This is a genomic window from Methylobacterium mesophilicum (assembly GCF_036441335.1).
GTDB lineage: Bacteria > Pseudomonadota > Alphaproteobacteria > Rhizobiales > Beijerinckiaceae > Methylobacterium > Methylobacterium mesophilicum_B.
In genome coordinates this window covers 114955-131117 of the sequence record NZ_MLBW01000005.1, presented here as the reverse complement: position 1 = coordinate 131117, position 16163 = coordinate 114955, and the positions used below count along the sequence as shown (strand labels likewise).

The following is a 16163-nucleotide window of genomic DNA, read 5'->3' as shown; positions in this document are numbered from 1 at the left end:
TAACGTTCCGCGAATTTCGCGCCGCCGCGTCGCCGTTGCGACAGGCGGCCGCCCTGGTAAACTCAGACAAATCAGGTCGACGGGACGCTGCCGAGGAAGTCCGATGACGGTTCAGCCCGACCAGCGCGCGCGGTATCCGAGCCTCGCCGGCAAGCGCGTCCTCGTGACCGGCGGCGCCTCGGGCATCGGCCAGGGGTTGGTCGAGGCCTTCGTCGGGCAGGGCGCCCGGGTGCTGTTCTGCGATATCGCGGACGACGCGGCCCGAGCCGTGGTCGCGCGTCTCGCGCCCGCCGCCGCGCACACGCCGCTCTACCGGCGCTGCGACCTGACCGATGTCGAGGCGGTCGGCGCGCTGGTCGCCGAGGCCGACACGGTCCTGGGCGGGCTCGACGTCCTGATCAACAATGCCGGCAACGACGACCGCCACGCTCTCGCGGAGGTGACGCCCGCCTACTGGGACGATCGGATGGCTGTGAACCTGCGCCACCTGTTCTTCGCGGCGCAGGCGGCAGTCCCGCCCATGCGCCGCGCCGGCGGCGGCGTCATCCTCAATTTCGGATCGATCAGCTGGCATCTCGGCCTGAAGGCGATGCCGCTCTACCAGACCGCTAAGGCGGCGATCGAGGGGATGACCCGAGCCCTCGCCCGCGACCTCGGCCGCGACAACATTCGGGTGGTGTCGATCGTACCGGGCAACGTTCAGACGCCCCGCCAGGAGAGATGGTACTCGCAGGAGGGGGAGGCCGAGATCATCGCCGCGCAGTGCCTCGACGGACGGATCCAGCCGGCCGACGTCGCCGCGCTGGTCCTGTTCCTGGCCTCGGACGACGCGCGCATGTGCACAGGCCACCCTTACGTCATCGACGCGGGCTGGCGGTGAACGCGCGCCAGGCCGGAGACCGGCCGGACCGGCGGCGCCACGAGGCGCTCCGGGCCGGCCCGCTCCCGCCCCTCAGTCGCAGGTCTCCTTCTTCACGGTCTTCGTGTCGCCCATGTCGTTCTCCTTGCGCACCGTCTTGGTGACGCAGCCGTCGCCGTGGTCGTGGACGGTCACGGACTTCGATTCGGTGGCCGGGCGGTCGACGACGACGGCCGGGCGGTCACGCTCGATGACGGTGGTCTGGGCCTGCGCGGCGGCGCCGAGGCTCAACAGGGCGGCGGTCGCGAGCAAGATCGTGCGCATGCGGAAACTCCCATACCGATTTCGGTAGCGAGTAACGGCGATGCCAGCTTGGGCGTTCCGCGAAGTGTCGTGAGGCGGGCCGAACCCGTAACGAACTTGGCTCGGCCCGCGCGCCGTTCGGCTGACGGGCAACCGGAGCGACGGCGCCAATGACCGCGGAAGCCGACCCGTGGCAACCCCGGCGGACTACGTGCGCGGCACGGCCGGGTCTCAGCCGCCGGTCATCGGCGGGAAGAAGGCGATCTCGCGGGCCCCGGCGATCGGCGCGTCCGGCTTGGCGTGAGCCCGGTCGATCGCGGCGCGGACGACGCCGGGATCCTCGAAGGCGTGGGCGTATTCCTCGCCCCGGCCCCGGAGCCAGCCGACGAGATCCGCGACGGTGGCGACCTCGGGCGGCGGCGCCAGCTCCTCCTCGGAGCGGCCGATCCGCTCGCGGACCCAGGCGAAATAGACGAGCTTCATCGCATCACCGTACCGGAGACAGGGCAGGGGCGGCGCGCGCCGCAGACCGCGCGCCCCGCGGGCGGATCCGTCAGCGCGGATCGTCGATGACGTGCTTGATCCCGGCCCGCATGTAGTCCCAGCCGGTCCAGAGCGTGAGCGCGGCGGCGAGCCACAGGAGCGTCAGGCCGATCGGCTCGGTTCCCGGCAGCACCGTCTCGCCCGCCGGGCCGGCGACCAGGAAGCCGAGCGCCACGAGTTGCACGGTGGTCTTCCACTTCGCGATGCGGCTGACCGGCACGCCGACCTTGAGCTCCGCGAGGTACTCGCGCAGCCCGGAGACCAGCACCTCGCGGCACAGGATCACGATGGCCGCCCAGATGTTCGAGCCGACGATGGTGTGGTCCGCCGTCAGCATCAGCAGGCAGGCCGAGACCAGGAGCTTGTCGGCGATCGGATCGAGCATCCGGCCGAGCGCGGAACTCTGGTGGTAGGTCCGGGCGACGTAGCCGTCGAGGTAGTCGGTTATCGCGGCCGCGACGAACACCCCCAGCGCCGTCCACCGCGCCGTGTGGGACTCGGGCCAGAACAGCAGCGCGACCATCACCGGCACGGCAACGAGGCGCCCGTAGGTCAGGCAATTCGCGAGCGTCCAGGCCGGCGACCGTCGTCGGGGAAGGACGGCGTTCATCGCAGGGGTGAAATCAGAGTGGGCCCCGGGCGTCAACGCCCCAGTTTCCGCCTCGGCCATCGCGGCCGGGTTCTCAGGCGCCGGCATGGAAGAAGTCATAGACCGCCCGCGCGGTGGCGGCGTTCACGCCCGGGGTCTTGGCCAGATCCTCGAAGGCGGCGCGCTCGATCGCCTTGACGGTCCCGAAGTGGTGCAGCAGCGCGCGCTTGCGGCTGGGCCCGATGCCGGCGATCTCGTCCAACGGATTCTTCACCATCTCACGCTTCCGCTTGGCCCGATGGCTGCCGATGGCGAAGCGGTGCGCCTCGTCGCGGAGCCGCTGCACGAAGTAGAGCGTCGGGTCGCGCGGCGGAAGCTTGAAGGGCGGCCGCCCGGGCACGAAAAACGTCTCGCGGCCGGCATCCCGGTCGCGGCCCTTGGCGACGCCGACGAGCGGCACGCCCGCGACGCCGACCTCCTCCAGCGCGGCCCGCGCGGCGTCGAGCTGACCCTTGCCGCCGTCGATCAGCACGAGGTCCGGCCAGGCCGGGAACGCCTCGCTCTCCTCCGCCAGGGCGGGCACAGGCTCCGACGCGCCGCCCTCGGCGGCGGCCACGGCCGCCTCGCGCTCTGTGCGCGGCGCCTCCTTCACGAGCCGCTTGAAGCGCCGCTGCAGCACCTCGCGCATCATGCCGTAATCGTCGCCCGGGGTGAGGTCCTCGGACTTGATGTTGAACGTGCGGTAATGCGCCTTCATGAAGCCGGTGGGACCGGCGACGATCATGCCGCCGACCGCGTTCGTGCCCATGATGTGGGAGTTGTCGTAGACCTCGATCCGGCGGGGCGCGCCGTCGAGCCCGAAGGCCTGGCCGAGCGCGGCGAGGAGCTTGCCCTGGGAGGCCGTGTCGGCGAGGCGCCGCGCCAGCGCCTCCTTGGCGTTGCGCTGGGCGTAGTCGACGAGGTTCTTCCGCTCGCCCCGGCTCGGCCGGTGGATCTCGACGCGGTACTCGACCCGGCTCGACAGGGCCGCCGCCACCAGCTCCGCGTCCTCGATCGCGTGGCTCGTCAGCACCGTGCGGGGCGCGGGCTTGTCGTCGTAGAACTGGCCGATGAACGAGCCCAGCACCTCGTCGGGCGTCATCGTCCGGTCGGCCTTCGGGAAATAGGCGCGGTTGCCCCAGTTCTGGAAGTTCCGGAAGAAGAACACCTCGATGCAGAACTGGCCGGCCTGCTCGTCGAGGGCGAACACGTCCGCCTCCTCGACGCCCTGGGTGTTGACCCCCTGCACGCCCTGGATCGCCGACAGGGCGGCGATGCGGTCGCGGAACCGGGCGGCCCGCTCGAACTCCATCGCCTCGGACGCGTCCTGCATCTCGGCGCGCATCCGGTCCTTCACGGCGTTCGACTTGCCGGCGAGGAACGCACGGGCGGAATCCGCCATGGCGGCGTAGTCGTCCGCGGCGATCTCACCCGTGCAGGGGCCGGAGCAGCGCTTGATCTGGTAGAGCAGGCAGGGCCGGGTGCGGTTCTCGTAGTAGCTGTCGGTGCAGGTGCGCAGCAGGAAGGCGCGCTGCAGGGCGTTCACCGTCCGGTTCACCGCCCAGACGCTGGCGAAGGGGCCGTAATAGTTGCCTTTCCGGCGCCGGGCGCCCCGGTGCTTGACGATCTGCGGAGCGGGGCCGTCGTCGGTGACCAGGATGTAGGGGAACGACTTGTCGTCCCGCATCAGCACGTTGAAGCGGGGCTTCAGCTGCTTGATCAGGTTGGCCTCAAGGAGGAGCGCCTCGGTCTCGGTCGCCGTGGTGACGAACTCCATCGCCGCCGTCTGCGAGATCATCCGGGCGATGCGGTTCGAGTGCGCCTGGCCCCGCGCGTAGGAGCCGACCCGCGCCTTCAGGTTCTTGGCCTTGCCGACGTAGAGGACGTCGCCGCGATGGTCGAACATCCGGTAGACGCCGGGCGAGGACGGCAGGGTCGACCAGAACCGGCGGATCACCTCGGTGCCGGCCTGGACGGCGCCCGGCTCGAAGTCGAAATCGATCTCCGGGGCCTCCGTGTCGGGGAGGCCGGCCTCAGGCTCGTCGGCGGTCTCGTCCCGCTCGGCGTCGCGGCCGTCGTCGAAGGTGTCGGGGGGCAGGTCTGAGAGGGCTCTGCGGCTCATACCGCAGATCTAGGCGTTCCGGACCGCGAGGGGGACCGGGGCGGCGACAAAAATCGCGCGCCCGGTCCGATCGATCAGTCGAACAGCGAGTCGATGTCGCTCTGGTCGACGTGGCCGATGTCGTGGTCGAGCTTGGGACCGTTGAGGAGCGAGCTCTCGTCGTCCAGGGAGGTCGGCACCGGCATCACGGTGATGAGTTCCTTGAAGCTGTCGAGCTCCGACCACGTGGCGATGAGCCGGTCGAGGTGCTCCTCGATGAACTTCATCACGCTGACGATCTTGGTGATGCGCTGGCCAGTCAGATCCTGGAAGTTGCAGGCCTCGTAGGCGGTGATCACGCGCTCGAGGATCACGTCGACGTGCGGCTTCGTGCCCGGCGGCAGCGTCGAGGCGTTGAGCATGCCGGCATGGCTCTCGATCTCCTCGATCGCGCCGAGGAGCTGCGTGGTGGCGCGCTCCGTCGAGTCGACCACCGCGTCGAGTTCGTCGGCCGCCCGGCGCATGCCCTTACCGGTGTTCTCGGTCCGGTGCAGCGTCGCCAGCTCCGACTTGGTGCGGGTGATCGCCTCCTTCATCACGTCGAGCTCGGTGCGCATCGCCAGCGCCTCGTGCAGCTCGCGGCGGCACGACTCGATGGTCTCGCTCGCGCTCATCTGCGTGACGCGGCGCAAGTCCTGGATAGCGTTGAAGATATCCTCCAGGCGCTCGCTCGAGGCGGTTGCCCCGGGCCCGGGAGGGGGAGCCGCGGGAAGCCCGAGACTGTCTTCGATGCGATAGCGCTTCTGGGTCATCGTCCGGGCGTGAGCGTTCGGGTTCCGTCGCCGCGACTGTCTACCATAACGGTTAGCGGACTGTGACTGCCGCGCTTGTTCCACGGGACTCCGTCCGCCGGGGCGGGGCGGGCCGGGAGGGGTTAACCGCCGATTCACGCTGGCCGCGACCGGCCGGGGAGAGGCCGGTCCGAACCGGCGATTCACCACGTTCGTTCACCTGATTCGGTAAAATTCGACGGGATCGTTCGCGCGACGGGAGCGCGGGCTCCGGCTCGGGAGCAGGCGACGATGCGGCGTTCAGTCCGTTTGGGAATGGGGGCGGCCGCGGCCGCGTTCGTGCTGTGCGGCCCCGCCCGGGCGCAGCAGGCGCGCTACTCCGAGGGCGGCTACGGCGGCGGGCTGATCGAGTACCTCGTCACCGGCAGCGCCGGCACCGGGAACGCCGGGCGCGGGTGGCCGCAGCGCGCCGCGCCGCAGCAGCGGGTCGCGGCCTATTCCGGCGAGCTGGTGCCGGTCGAGACCGAGCCCACCCAGGGGTATGGGCAGGCGTACGGCCAGTCCTACGCGGCACCCCAGCAGCCCTACGGCGCGCCGCCCGCGGCCGCCTACGGTGCGCCCCAGGCCGATCCGGCCCGGATCGGCCGCGCGGTCTCGCCCGAGTACCAGCGCCAGGAGGTGGCCTTCCCGGGGCGGCAGAAGCCCGGCACGATCGTGATCGACACCGCCGGCAAGCACCTCTACCTCGTGCAGGCCGGGCAGCGCGCCCTGCGCTACGGGATCGGCGTCGGCCGCCCCGGCTTCGCCTGGAGCGGCCTCAAGACGGTCAGCCGCAAGGCGGAGTGGCCGGACTGGACGCCGCCGGCCGAGATGCTCGCCCGCCGTCCCGACCTGCCGCGCCACATGGCCGGGGGCCCGGAGAATCCGCTGGGTGCCCGCGCCCTCTATCTCGGCTCGTCGCTCTACCGGATCCACGGGACCAACGAGCCCAACACGATCGGGCAGTCGGTCTCGTCGGGGTGCATCCGGATGATGAACGACGACGTCATCGATCTCTACGAGCGCGTGCCCGTGGGAACGCGGGTCGAGGTTCTCTGAGCGCCTGACGCCGCCCCGGATACGAGGAAGGCCCGGCCGCGCCTGACGCGACCGGGCCTCCCTTCGGCGTGACGGACGATCAGGTCCAGTCGCTGTCGTCGCCGCCGCCGAGGTCGCCGCCGAAATCACCGCCCGGATCGCTGTAGCCGGCGTCCTGGAAGCCGCCCATGTCGCCGCCGCTGTTGTCGAGGGCCGAGCCGAGATCCTGGTTGCCGCCGCCGTCGCCGTAGTAGTTGTTGACGATGGTCTCGCCGCCACCGCCGCCGAGGCCCGCCGCCGCGGCGCTGCCGAGGCTGGAATGGCCGCCCGCGAAGGCGTTCGAGAGGGCGCTTCCGAGGAGCATGCCGCCCGCCGCGCCGGCCGCCATGGGGAGCGCCGTCGCCATGAAGCCGCCGCCGCGCGCCGGAGCCTGGGGCTGGCCGCCCCACGGCCCGCCCTGCTGCTGCGGGTAGCCGCCCTGCTGCGGATATCCCTGCTGCGGGTAGCCCTGCGGTGGGCCGCCCTGATTGCCCCAGGGCTGGCCGCCCGGACGCGGCTGCCCGTAGCCGGGCTGGGGCTCCTGCCGCTGCTGGCTGCCGCCGCCGAAGATGCTCGACAGGAAGCCGCCGCCCCCGGAGGACTGCGCCGGGGCCGCCTGGCTGCGGGCCTGCTCCAGCTGCTGGTTCAGGCTCTTGATCGCCTCTTCCTGGACGTAGATCAGCTGCGCCATCGCGTAGGGCGCGTAGGGCTGCGCGCGGAGTTTGTCGGCGATGAAGCGCTCCGCCTCCGCGTCGCGGGGCTGGGTCTGCGCCTGCTCCAGCCGCTGGAAGATTCCCGAAATGACGTCGCGTTCTTCGCTGTTCATGGAGTCGTCCTCCTCGAATCTCACCCGCGGGCCCGAACGCGCCGCATGGCAGCTAGGACATGGGTGCGCGGCGACGCTTTGTCAGGGGGATTGCGAAAACTTCATCCGCACGTCCCGAAACGCGAGAAGCCCGGCCTGCGGGCCGGGCTTCCTGCACGCGGACGGAGGCAGCGCGGCCGCGGCCGCGCCGGCCCGATCCTAGAAAGTGCCGAACTTGTAGTTCAGGCCGGCGCGGACGACGGCGAACTCGTCGGAGCGGCGTCCGACGCCGCTGTAGACGACCGGGAAGTTGTTGGCGGCGTTGATGACGAACGCGCCCTGGTTGCGGGTGCCGCGGTCGAGGTTGACGTACAGGCCTTCGACCTTGAGCGTCACGGCCGAGGAGCGGAAGAAGTTCAGGAACGAGTCGGTGGGCAGGGCGTACTCGATGCCGCCGCCGGCTGCCCAGCCGGTGCGGAAGCTGTCGTTGCCGGCGAAGCCGCCGAAGGAGCGGTCGGCGCTGCCCGAGCCGTAGGCGAAGCCGCCGGTGCCGTACACGAGGGTGCGGTCGAAGGCGTAGCCGAGGCGGCCGCGGACGGTGCCGAAGAAGTCGAGGCTGGAGAGGCCGCGCGGGTCGGTGAGGTAGTAGCCGGGGGCGACGGCGCCGGAGACGAAGGCGTTGTTCCGGTTACGGCCGAAGTCGAGGTACTGGGCGTCGGCCTCGAAGCCGATCACGACGCCGGAGCCCGGGGTGAACTGGTAGTTGTAGCCGATCTGTCCACCGCCGGAGAAGCCGTCCTGGCTGCGGTTGCGGAAGGAGGCGACGGTGCCGGGCTCGCTTTCGGGCCGGAGGCAGGCCGGTGAGCCTCGATAGCTTGGCCCACCGCTGGCATGCGTCGGAAGGGGGTGGGTCGCCGGCGAAGCCGCCGAAGGAGCGGTCGGCGCTGCCCGAGCCGTAGGCGAAGCCGCCGGTGCCGTACACGAGGGTGCGGTCGAAGGCGTAGCCGAGGCGGCCGCGGACGGTGCCGAAGAAGTCGAGGCTGGAGAGGCCGCGCGGGTCGGTGAGGTAGTAGCCGGGGGCGACGGCGCCGGAGACGAAGGCGTTGTTCCGGTTACGGCCGAAGTCGAGGTACTGGGCGTCGGCCTCGAAGCCGATCACGACGCCGGAGCCCGGGGTGAACTGGTAGTTGTAGCCGATCTGTCCACCGCCGGAGAAGCCGTCCTGGCTGCGGTTGCGGAAGGAGGCGACGGTGCCGGGGGCGGCGTACGGGAAGGGGACGGCGAAGGTGTTGCCGGTGTTGCGGTCGCTGGCGTCGAAGGCGTAGCCGGCGTTGATACCGAAGTAGGCGCCGGTCCAGGTGAAGACCGGAACGGGGGTGAACACCGGCGGCGGGGCGGCGCGGCGCGGCAGGTCGGCGGCGAAGGCCGATCCCGCGAAGGCAACGCCCGCGAGGGCCGTGGTCACACGGAGCATGGATTTCATGATCTGGTCCTCACTGGTGGTCCGCGCCGCCCCACGCGGGGACGGTTGCGGAGCCGGATCTGGCTGCGTTCCAGCGGTTCCAGGGTTGCTTTGCGCTCCGCGGTGTCGCCGACCGCTCTCGCGGCCCCTTGTGACGACCCGCCGTTTTCCCCGGCACCTTGACCCCTAAACGCGGGCGAATGGCCAAGGTTCATTTACGGCTACGCTTTTTTCCAGGCCTCCGACTGACAGAGTGTCGCATCCCCTGTCCGCGGGGAACCGTGCCGTCACGGAACGAGCGCGATCGCCGAGATCAGGCGGCCGTAATCCGCCTCGCCGCGATGGGTGGTCCGCCGGTAGCTGTAGAACCGCTCCGGATCGGCGTAGGTGCAGAGATGGAGCGCGGCGGCCTCGCCGATCTCGGCCTCGCCCAGTCGGGCCAGGATGAAGCCCGGCAGGTCGAACTGCGCGTGGTCGGGCCGCGTGCCCGGGCCGAGGAAGCGCTCCATGCCGGGGGCCTCGCTCCGGAACCGCGCGACGAAGTCCGGACCGACCTCGTAGGAGGCCTGCCCGATCGTCGGCCCCAGGACGGCGACGATCCGGCTCCGCCGCGCGCCGAGCCCCTCCATCGCCGCCACGGTCGCGCCGATCACGCCGGTGAGCGCGCCCTTCCAGCCCGCGTGGGCGGCACCGACGACGCCGTTCTCGGGATCCGCGAACAGGATCGGCCCGCAATCCGCGGTGGCGATGCCGAGCGCCAGGCCCGGCACCCGCGTCACCATGGCGTCGGCCCTCGGCCGCTCCGCCGCGTAAGGCGCCTCGACGGCGATCACCTCGGCCGAATGGACCTGATACAGGCTCACGAGCCGGTCGGGCGGCAGGCCGAGCTGCGCGCACATCCGCGCGCGGTTCTCGGCGACGCGCTCCGGCGCGTCCTGGGAGCCGAGACCGCCGTTGAGCGACGCGTAGAGGCCCTCCGAGACCCCGCCGACGCGCGTGAAGAAGGCGTGGCGCACGCCCGCATGGGCGGAGAGTTCCGGCGCCTCGATGAACATGCCTGCGGTCACGGTCGGCCTCGCGCTTGCCCCTGTCGCGCCCCGATAGCGCATGGGCGGACCCTTGACGATGTCGTTCAAGCGTCAGATTCTTGCTGCATTGCAGTATGGAGCCGATCCGGCTCCGCCTTGAGAAGGATCGCAATGTCACGAGGGATCGAGACCGACGCCCTGCCCGAGACGCCCGAGGCCGAAGAGCCGCGGATCCCGAGCGCGCCTGCCCACCCGGTAACGGGAGAGCCCGCCGCCTTCGACCCGACCGACCCCAACCCGCCCGCGCCACCGACCCCGCGGCCCGCCAGCCAGACCGATTCCGGCTTCGGCTCCTTCGGCTGAGCGATCCCGGCCCCGCCCGGGGTCGAGGATCGTCCCGGCGGCTCAGGGCGCCGGAAATCCCGGGAGCGGCCCGAGGAACGGGCCGCTCACCGCCAGCACCTTGAACAGGCGGCCCATCCCGCCCCGGCCCGGATCGGTCAGGCGGGTGACGGCCGCGTCGATCGCGGCGGCCTGCGCCGGACTGGCCCGGGCCCGAAGTCGGTCGGCGCGTGCGCCGAGACCGAGGGCGGCCAGGAAGTCGCCCTGATCGACCGGTCCGTGGATCGCGGCGCCCTCGGCCCGCGCGGCCTGGGCGAGGGCGGCGAAATCGACGTGATGCGTCAGGTCCGCCGCGCCGGGCTCCGCCAGCGGATCGGCGAAGCGATGCCCCGCCAGCGCCTGGAGCGTGTCGCCGAAGCCCGGGCGGACATGACCGTAATCGATGGTCAGCAGGGCGCCGCCCCCGGAAACGAGGCGCCGGGACAGCGCGCGGATCAGCGCGAGGCCGGCCGCCGGCACACTCATCAGCGCGCCGTCCGGGCCGTCCGCCGCGAGGCCCGGGACCGGCTCCGGCGACAGGCCGAAGGCGAGGCCGCCCGCCGGAGCGAGGCCGATCTGCCGCTCGTGCCACCCCGACGGCCGGCGCTCGAACTGGCGCACCGGCAGGCAGTCGAAGAACTCATTGGCCAGGATGATTGCCGGTCCCTCGGGCAGCGTCTCGACGCTGTCGTGCCACGCGGCGCCCGTCCCGGAGAGGGCGCGCGCCTGCGCGGCCCGCAGCACCGGGCTCGTCTCGACGAGGTGCGGTGCCAAGTGCACCCCGGGGAGCGCCGCCCGCAGGGCCCGCAGCGCGTCCGCCATCAGCGTGCCGCGGCCGGGCCCCAGCTCCACCAGGAGGAGGGGATCCGGCCCACCCATCAGGCCGCGGACGTAGGCTGTCCAGGCGCCGAGCAACTCGCCGAACATCTGGCTGATCTCGGGCGCGGTGGTGAAGTCGCCCTGGGCGCCGAGGGGATCGCGGGTGCGGTAGTAGCCGTGCACCGGGTGGCCGAGGCAGAGGGCCATGTAGCGGTCGACGCCGATCGGCCCGTTCTGGCGGATCAGCGCCGCGATCTCGGTTCCGAGGGGGGTCACGCCTCGACGGCCGCCTTGCGGGCCGCCTCGGCGGCCGAGGCCTCCACCGGATGGCGGGGCCGCGTCCGGCCGGTCGCGGCCAGCACGATGTAGGTCAGGCCGACGACCATCATCGGCACGCACAGCAGCATGCCCATGGTGACGCCGCCGCCCATCGGACCGAGATGGTCGCCGAACAGGAAGCCGAGCTGGCGATCCGGCTCGCGGAAGAACTCGCAAAATGTCCGGGCCAGCGCGTAGCCGAGGACGAAGATGCCGCCGAGGAGCCCGGGCTTGCGGAACCCGAACCGGCGGACGCTGAGCGCCATGACGATGAACAGCAGCAGGCCCTCGGTGGCGGCCTCGTAGAGCTGGCTCGGGTGGCGCGGCAGCGGCCCGCCGCTCGGGAACACGATCGCGTAGGGGAAGTCGGGCGCGACACGGCCCCAGAGCTCGCCGTTCACGAAATTGGCGATCCGGCCGAAGAACAGGCCGATCGGCACCACCACGGCACCGATATCGAGGAGCGTGTAGGCGTTGAGCCCCTTGCCGCGGGCGAACAGCACGAAGGCCAGGATCGCCCCGATGAAGCCGCCGTGGAACGACATGCCGCCGTTGCGGATCGCCAGGATCTCCCACGGATCGGCGATGTACATCGGGAGATTGTAGAACAGCACGTAGCCGATCCGGCCGCCCAGCACGACGCCGAGCGCGACCCAGACGACGAGGTCGTCGATGTCGACCACCTGCGGACGCTTCACGACGCCCCAGAGGCTGTCGGCCATGACGAGGCGGCGCGCGTAGTACCAGCCGCCGATCAGGCCGGCGATGTAGGCGAGCGCGTACCATTTGATCGTGATCGGCCCGATCGCGATCGCCACCGGATCGATGGCCGGGAAGGGCAGGGCGAGGAGCGGCATCTATCTCACCTCCGGGGCGGCCGGATTGGACGCCGGAGGGGCGACGCGTCAAGCCCGGGGTCCCGCTCGCGCGGCGGAGGCCTCAGCCGCGCACGAACAAGAAGCCGTGTCCGTCCGGTCCGGCGCAGTAGGCTGCCGTGCCGTCGGTGGCGGCCCGCGGCGTTCGTCCGCTCTCGCGCAGGCGCTGCGACAGGGCCAGCGGATCCGCGGCGGCGAACACGTACCGGGTGGACGCCCGGTCGGCGGGCCCGAAGGCGAGCCGCCGCTCCGTCGCCGGTGTGCGGTAATGCAGGAGTTCCACGTGCGGCGCGGGTGCCGGGGGGTCGAGGGCGATCACGTCGACCTGCGGATCGTCGACACCGTCGAGGCGCGCCTGCTCCGGCCCGCGGTTCAGGCCCCGCGCCGCCACCGTCAATCCCAGGGGGCCGGTCAGGAAGGCCAGGGTGGCGTCGAGGTCGGTGACGGTGATCGCCGAGTGGTCGATCCCCAGGAACAGGCCCGGCGCGTCGCGCCAGCGGGCGGCCGCGGGGCCGCCGGGGAAGTAGATCAACTCCAGGGGATGCCCGTCGGGGTCGCGGAACTTGTAGGCGGTCACGCCCCCCGTCGAGGCCGGCAGACGCTGCGGCCCGCCGCGGCTGATCGGCACCGGGGCGAGCCGCGCCAGCCGCGCCGTTGCGGCTTCCATGTCGCGGACCGGGATCGCGAGGTGCTGGAAGAACGGGTCCGTCGCCGCGGGATCGGCCGGGTAGGGCGCGCCGGGCGGATCCACCGTCAGGAAGGTCACGGTCTGGCCGCCGAGCCGCAGGCGCAGCTGGACGGCGCGCCGGTCCGCGAGCCCCATCGCCTCCGCCTGCGCGGCGGGAACCGGCTCCGGCGGCGCGACTCGCGCGAAGCCGAGCCCGTCGCGGTAGAAGTCCTCCGTGACGGCGAGGTCCGCGACGGTGCGGCCGAACCCGACGAGGGCCCGCACGCCGCTCTCGGGCGCGGTGCCGTTCACAGCGACGGTGCCCCCCGCACGTTCACGTAGATCGCGTAGAGCGCCTGCGAGGCGCACAGGAACAGGCGGCTGTTGTAGCGCCCGCCGAAGGTGAGGTTGGCGACCGTCGCGGGCACGCGGATCTTGCCGACCAGCTCGCCGCCGGGGTCGATGCAGTGAACCCCGTCCCCGGCGCTCGACCAGATGTTGCCGTGCTCGTCGCACCGGATCCCGTCGGCATTGCCGGGCGCGATCCTGAAGAGCACCCCGCCGCCGGACAGGCCGCCGTCCTCGGCCACGTCGAACGCCCGCACGTGCTGGACCGGGTCGGTGTCGAACTGCAGCCCGGTCTCGACGATGTAGAGCCGCCGCTCGTCGGGCGAGAAGCAGAGCCCGTTCGGGCCCTGGAAATCGTCGGCCACCACGCGGAGCGAGCCGTCGCGCGGGTCGAAGCGGTAGACCGCGGCGGGCAGCTCGGATTCCTGCTTGCCGCCCTCGTAGTCGGTCTGAATGCCGTAGGGCGGATCCGAGAACCAGATCGTCCCGTCCGACTTGCAGACGACGTCGTTGGGCGAGTTCAGCCGTCGCCCCCGGTAGCGCTCCACCAGGCCGGTGACCCGACCGTCGAGCTCGGTCCGATGGATGCGCCGGCCGCGATGCGAGCAGGACAGCATCCGCCCCTGGCGGTCGCGGGCGTGGCCGTTCTCGAAGTCGCCCGCCTCCCGGTAGACGCTGAGGCCGCCAGTCTCGGACCAGCGCATCACACGGTTGTTGGGGAGGTCCGAGAACAGCAGCTCGTCGCGGTCGCCGAACCAGACCGGGCCCTCCGTCCAGCGGAACCCGTCGGCGAGCTTCTGCAGCGGCGCGTTCGGCAGGATGTAGGCCTTGAAGCGCGGCTGCGTGAGTTCGAAGCCGTCCATGGAGCCGCCCCTACTTGAAGCGGCCGGGCTGATTGACGGTCGACTCGACCTGGAGCCCGGTCACGATCATCGTGCAGGGCTCGTCGCCCACCGTGCCGGACAGGTGGCCCTTCCGGCCGTCGCGCGCCTTCGTGTTCTGGTCCTCGCCCATCATCAGCTCGCCCGGGCCCATCTCGACCCGGTGGCCGTCCATGGTCTCGACGAACCAGCGCCCCGAGAGGACGGCGATCCATTGCGGCCGCGGATTCTCGTGCCACTCGCCGACCCAGCCGACCGGCAGCACCGTGAAGGTCACGACCGACGGCGCCGGATCCATCTTGTCGTTCCACTGGGGCGCGGTCTCGGGGTTGATCCCCTCGAACTTGAAGCGATCGAGGTGGAACAGCTCCTGGCGGCTCACACCCTCCGCATCGGTGTAGACGTGCCAGTACGGCATCTTCGGAGGGGTCGGCTCGCTCATCGTCGCTCCTGCCGCGGCGGGACACACCCTCCCACAACGGCCGGGCTTGGCGATGGTTCGCGGACACGCAACCGGAGGCGATCACGCCCCGTGCGCTCCCGGCGGCGCCGCACTCTCCAACCCGCGCAGACTCCGAGCAGCACCGCGTCCCTGGGTCGCCTCGCCGCGTTCGCGATGACGGCGCCACGCTCACATCTGCTCGGGGATCCGGTCCGTCTGCGCGAGGTTCGAGAACCGGGTGATGTTCGCGTCGAACTGCAGCTCCACGGTGCCGGTGGGGCCGTGACGCTGCTTGCCGAGGATCACCTCGGCCTTGCCGTGGACGCGCTGCATCTCGGCCTCCCAGGCGAAGAACTCCTCCGTGCCCTCGCGGGGCTTCTTGTTCCCGACGTAGTACTCCTCGCGGAACACGAACATGACGACGTCGGCGTCCTGCTCGATCGAGCCCGATTCGCGCAGGTCGGCGAGCTGCGGGCGCTTGTCGTCGCGGTTCTCCACCTGACGGGAGAGCTGCGACAGGCCGATGATCGGCACCGCCAGCTCCTTGGCGAGCGCCTTCATGCCCGTCGTGATCTCGGTCATCTCCTGCACGCGGTTGTCGCTGCGCTTGCCGGAACCCGACAGCAGCTGGAGATAATCGACGATCAGCAGGTCGAGGCCCTTCTGGCGCTTCAGGCGCCGGGCTCGGGCGGCGAGCTGGGCGATCGAGATGCCGCCGCTCTGGTCGATGTAGAACGGGATCGTCTGCATGTCCCGGGCGGCGTCGGTGATCTTGTAGAAATCCTCGGGCCGGATATCGCCGCGGCGGATCTTGTAGGAGGGCACGCCCGACTGCTCGGCGATGATGCGGGTCGCGAGCTGCTCGGCCGACATTTCCAGCGAGAAGAAGCCCACGATGCCGCCATTCACGGTCCTGGTCGTGCCGTCCGGCTGCTTCTCGCCGCGGTAGGCCTTGGCGATGTTGAAGGCGATGTTGGTCACCAGCGAGGTCTTGCCCATCGCCGGGCGGCCCGCGAGGATGATCAGGTCGGAGGGCTGCAGGCCGCCCATCTTGGCGTCGAGGTCGGACAGTCCCGTGGCGATGCCCGAGAGCTTGCCGTCGCGCTGGTAGGCCTTGGCGGCCATGTCGACCGCGGCGGTCAGGGCGTCCGAGAATTTCTGGAAGCCGCCGTCGTAGCGACCGGCCTCGGCCAGCTCGTAGAGCCGGCGCTCGGTCTCCTCGATCTGGTCGCGGGGCGCCTGCTCCACCGGCGCCTCGTAGGCGCCGTTCACCAGATCCTCGCCGATGGTGATCAGCCGGCGGCGGATGGCGAGGTCGTAGATCGTGCGGCCGTACTCGCCGGCGTTGATCACCGTCGTCGCGTCGGCGGCGAGGCGGGCGAGGTACTGCATCACCGTCTGGCCGCCGAAATCGGCGTCGCCCAGGTAGGTCTTCATGGTGATGGGCGTGGCGAGCTTGCCGGCCTTGATTAGGGAGGCCGCCACCGTGAAGATCTGCTGGTGGGCATCCTCCATGAAGTGCTCGGCCAGCAGGAAATCGGACACCCGGTAATAGGCGTCGTTGTTCACCAGGATCGCGCCCAGCAGCGCCTGCTCCGCGTCGATGTTGTGCGGGGCGACGCGGTACTCGGCCTGGACCGCTTCGAGCTTGGCCGTGAGCGCATTGGGCAGGGCCATCGGCGGACGACTCCGTATCAGGCGCCGCGGCGGGCGCGCCAGGATCACACCGCACGACCTTGGCGCCGGTATGGTTACCGAAGCCTAGCCGACGGCCGGTTCTCCCGGGCCGGGGCGCG

At 71.2% G+C, this 16163-nt stretch carries 18 protein-coding genes; 3 read left to right on the top strand and 15 right to left on the bottom strand.

Going from position 1 to position 16163, the window contains the following annotated elements:
* Positions 1-103: 103 nt before the first annotated feature.
* Positions 104-880 (top strand): SDR family oxidoreductase, encoded by a 777-nt coding sequence (locus MMR14E_RS03640; RefSeq protein WP_331312853.1) that lies wholly within the window; start codon positions 104-106, stop codon positions 878-880.
* A gap of 72 nt (positions 881-952) precedes the next feature.
* Here MMR14E_RS03640 and MMR14E_RS03635 read toward each other — a convergent pair whose 3' ends face one another.
* From MMR14E_RS03635 to MMR14E_RS03615, 5 genes are all read right to left on the bottom strand, one after another.
* Positions 953-1183: a hypothetical protein gene (locus MMR14E_RS03635; RefSeq protein WP_331312852.1), complete on the bottom strand. Its 231-nt coding sequence runs from the start codon at positions 1181-1183 to the stop codon at positions 953-955.
* A gap of 210 nt (positions 1184-1393) precedes the next feature.
* Entirely contained in the window at positions 1394-1645 is a 252-nt protein-coding gene (moaD, locus tag MMR14E_RS03630; RefSeq protein ID WP_331312851.1) for a molybdopterin converting factor subunit 1, read from the bottom strand.
* A gap of 70 nt (positions 1646-1715) precedes the next feature.
* Entirely contained in the window at positions 1716-2315 is a 600-nt protein-coding gene (gene pgsA / locus MMR14E_RS03625) for a CDP-diacylglycerol--glycerol-3-phosphate 3-phosphatidyltransferase (RefSeq protein WP_331294069.1), read from the bottom strand.
* 73 nt (positions 2316-2388) lie between these two features.
* Positions 2389-4455, bottom strand: a complete 2067-nt coding sequence (gene uvrC, locus MMR14E_RS03620; RefSeq protein ID WP_331312850.1) for an excinuclease ABC subunit UvrC — start codon at positions 4453-4455, stop codon at positions 2389-2391.
* Between the two features lie 74 nt (positions 4456-4529).
* The gene (locus MMR14E_RS03615) at positions 4530-5246 is read right to left on the bottom strand and encodes a protein phosphatase CheZ (protein WP_331312849.1); all 717 of its coding nucleotides are present in this window, start codon (positions 5244-5246) and stop codon (positions 4530-4532) included.
* Between the two features lie 270 nt (positions 5247-5516).
* Between MMR14E_RS03615 and MMR14E_RS03610 the strand changes: the two genes are divergently transcribed.
* Complete coding sequence (locus tag MMR14E_RS03610; protein ID WP_331312848.1) at positions 5517-6323, top strand: L,D-transpeptidase; 807 nt, start codon at positions 5517-5519, stop codon at positions 6321-6323.
* 79 nt (positions 6324-6402) lie between these two features.
* On the opposite strand, the gene MMR14E_RS03605 is transcribed toward MMR14E_RS03610, so the two are convergent.
* The 4 genes from MMR14E_RS03605 to pgeF form a co-directional block, all read right to left on the bottom strand.
* A complete protein-coding gene (locus MMR14E_RS03605) occupies positions 6403-7167 on the bottom strand; it encodes a DUF2076 domain-containing protein (protein WP_331312847.1) in 765 nt (254 codons plus the stop codon).
* A gap of 198 nt (positions 7168-7365) precedes the next feature.
* Positions 7366-7881, bottom strand: a complete 516-nt coding sequence (locus tag MMR14E_RS03600) for a hypothetical protein (protein WP_331312846.1) — start codon at positions 7879-7881, stop codon at positions 7366-7368.
* Entirely contained in the window at positions 7835-8629 is a 795-nt protein-coding gene (locus MMR14E_RS03595) for a hypothetical protein (RefSeq protein ID WP_331312845.1), read from the bottom strand. Before MMR14E_RS03595 ends, MMR14E_RS03600 begins: the two co-directional genes overlap by 47 nt.
* 266 nt (positions 8630-8895) lie before the next feature.
* The gene (gene pgeF, locus MMR14E_RS03590; RefSeq protein ID WP_331312987.1) at positions 8896-9663 is read right to left on the bottom strand and encodes a peptidoglycan editing factor PgeF; all 768 of its coding nucleotides are present in this window, start codon (positions 9661-9663) and stop codon (positions 8896-8898) included.
* 144 nt (positions 9664-9807) lie between these two features.
* Between pgeF and MMR14E_RS03585 the strand changes: the two genes are divergently transcribed.
* Entirely contained in the window at positions 9808-9999 is a 192-nt protein-coding gene (locus MMR14E_RS03585; RefSeq protein ID WP_273561633.1) for a fibronectin-attachment protein (FAP), read from the top strand.
* Between the two features lie 42 nt (positions 10000-10041).
* Here MMR14E_RS03585 and MMR14E_RS03580 read toward each other — a convergent pair whose 3' ends face one another.
* The 6 genes from MMR14E_RS03580 to MMR14E_RS03555 form a co-directional block, all read right to left on the bottom strand.
* Positions 10042-11112 carry a class I SAM-dependent methyltransferase gene (locus MMR14E_RS03580; RefSeq protein ID WP_331312844.1) on the bottom strand — a complete coding sequence of 357 codons (1071 nt, stop codon included), beginning with the start codon at positions 11110-11112 and terminating at the stop codon, positions 10042-10044.
* Complete coding sequence (gene lgt, locus MMR14E_RS03575) at positions 11109-12011, bottom strand: prolipoprotein diacylglyceryl transferase (protein ID WP_331312843.1); 903 nt, start codon at positions 12009-12011, stop codon at positions 11109-11111. The genes MMR14E_RS03580 and lgt overlap by 4 nt, the downstream gene beginning before the upstream one ends.
* A gap of 82 nt (positions 12012-12093) precedes the next feature.
* Positions 12094-12981 (bottom strand): VOC family protein, encoded by an 888-nt coding sequence (locus MMR14E_RS03570; protein ID WP_331312842.1) that lies wholly within the window; start codon positions 12979-12981, stop codon positions 12094-12096.
* Positions 12982-13004: 23 nt separating this feature from the next.
* Positions 13005-13907 carry an SMP-30/gluconolactonase/LRE family protein gene (locus MMR14E_RS03565; RefSeq protein ID WP_331312841.1) on the bottom strand — a complete coding sequence of 301 codons (903 nt, stop codon included), beginning with the start codon at positions 13905-13907 and terminating at the stop codon, positions 13005-13007.
* A 10-nt stretch (positions 13908-13917) separates the two neighbouring features.
* Entirely contained in the window at positions 13918-14367 is a 450-nt protein-coding gene (locus MMR14E_RS03560) for a cupin domain-containing protein (protein ID WP_331312840.1), read from the bottom strand.
* 189 nt (positions 14368-14556) lie between these two features.
* Complete coding sequence (locus tag MMR14E_RS03555; RefSeq protein WP_020090635.1) at positions 14557-16044, bottom strand: replicative DNA helicase; 1488 nt, start codon at positions 16042-16044, stop codon at positions 14557-14559.
* Between the last annotated feature and the right edge of the window lie 119 nt (positions 16045-16163).

Bases quoted from the DNA above. Each gene is read 5' to 3' on its own strand.
- MMR14E_RS03640 (WP_331312853.1), top strand. From the start codon at position 104: ATGACGGTTCAGCCCGACCAGCGCGCGCGGTATCCGAGCCTCGCCGGC.
- MMR14E_RS03635 (WP_331312852.1), bottom strand. From the start codon at position 1,183: ATGCGCACGATCTTGCTCGCGACCGCCGCCCTGTTGAGCCTCGGCGCC.
- moaD (WP_331312851.1), bottom strand. From the start codon at position 1,645: ATGAAGCTCGTCTATTTCGCCTGGGTCCGCGAGCGGATCGGCCGCTCC.
- pgsA (WP_331294069.1), bottom strand. From the start codon at position 2,315: ATGAACGCCGTCCTTCCCCGACGACGGTCGCCGGCCTGGACGCTCGCG.
- uvrC (WP_331312850.1), bottom strand. From the start codon at position 4,455: ATGAGCCGCAGAGCCCTCTCAGACCTGCCCCCCGACACCTTCGACGAC.
- MMR14E_RS03615 (WP_331312849.1), bottom strand. From the start codon at position 5,246: ATGACCCAGAAGCGCTATCGCATCGAAGACAGTCTCGGGCTTCCCGCG.
- MMR14E_RS03610 (WP_331312848.1), top strand. From the start codon at position 5,517: ATGCGGCGTTCAGTCCGTTTGGGAATGGGGGCGGCCGCGGCCGCGTTC.
- MMR14E_RS03605 (WP_331312847.1), bottom strand. From the start codon at position 7,167: ATGAACAGCGAAGAACGCGACGTCATTTCGGGAATCTTCCAGCGGCTG.
- MMR14E_RS03595 (WP_331312845.1), bottom strand. From the start codon at position 8,629: ATGAAATCCATGCTCCGTGTGACCACGGCCCTCGCGGGCGTTGCCTTC.
- pgeF (WP_331312987.1), bottom strand. From the start codon at position 9,663: ATGTTCATCGAGGCGCCGGAACTCTCCGCCCATGCGGGCGTGCGCCAC.
- MMR14E_RS03585 (WP_273561633.1), top strand. From the start codon at position 9,808: ATGTCACGAGGGATCGAGACCGACGCCCTGCCCGAGACGCCCGAGGCC.
- lgt (WP_331312843.1), bottom strand. From the start codon at position 12,011: ATGCCGCTCCTCGCCCTGCCCTTCCCGGCCATCGATCCGGTGGCGATC.
- MMR14E_RS03565 (WP_331312841.1), bottom strand. From the start codon at position 13,907: ATGGACGGCTTCGAACTCACGCAGCCGCGCTTCAAGGCCTACATCCTG.
- MMR14E_RS03560 (WP_331312840.1), bottom strand. From the start codon at position 14,367: ATGAGCGAGCCGACCCCTCCGAAGATGCCGTACTGGCACGTCTACACC.
- MMR14E_RS03555 (WP_020090635.1), bottom strand. From the start codon at position 16,044: ATGGCCCTGCCCAATGCGCTCACGGCCAAGCTCGAAGCGGTCCAGGCC.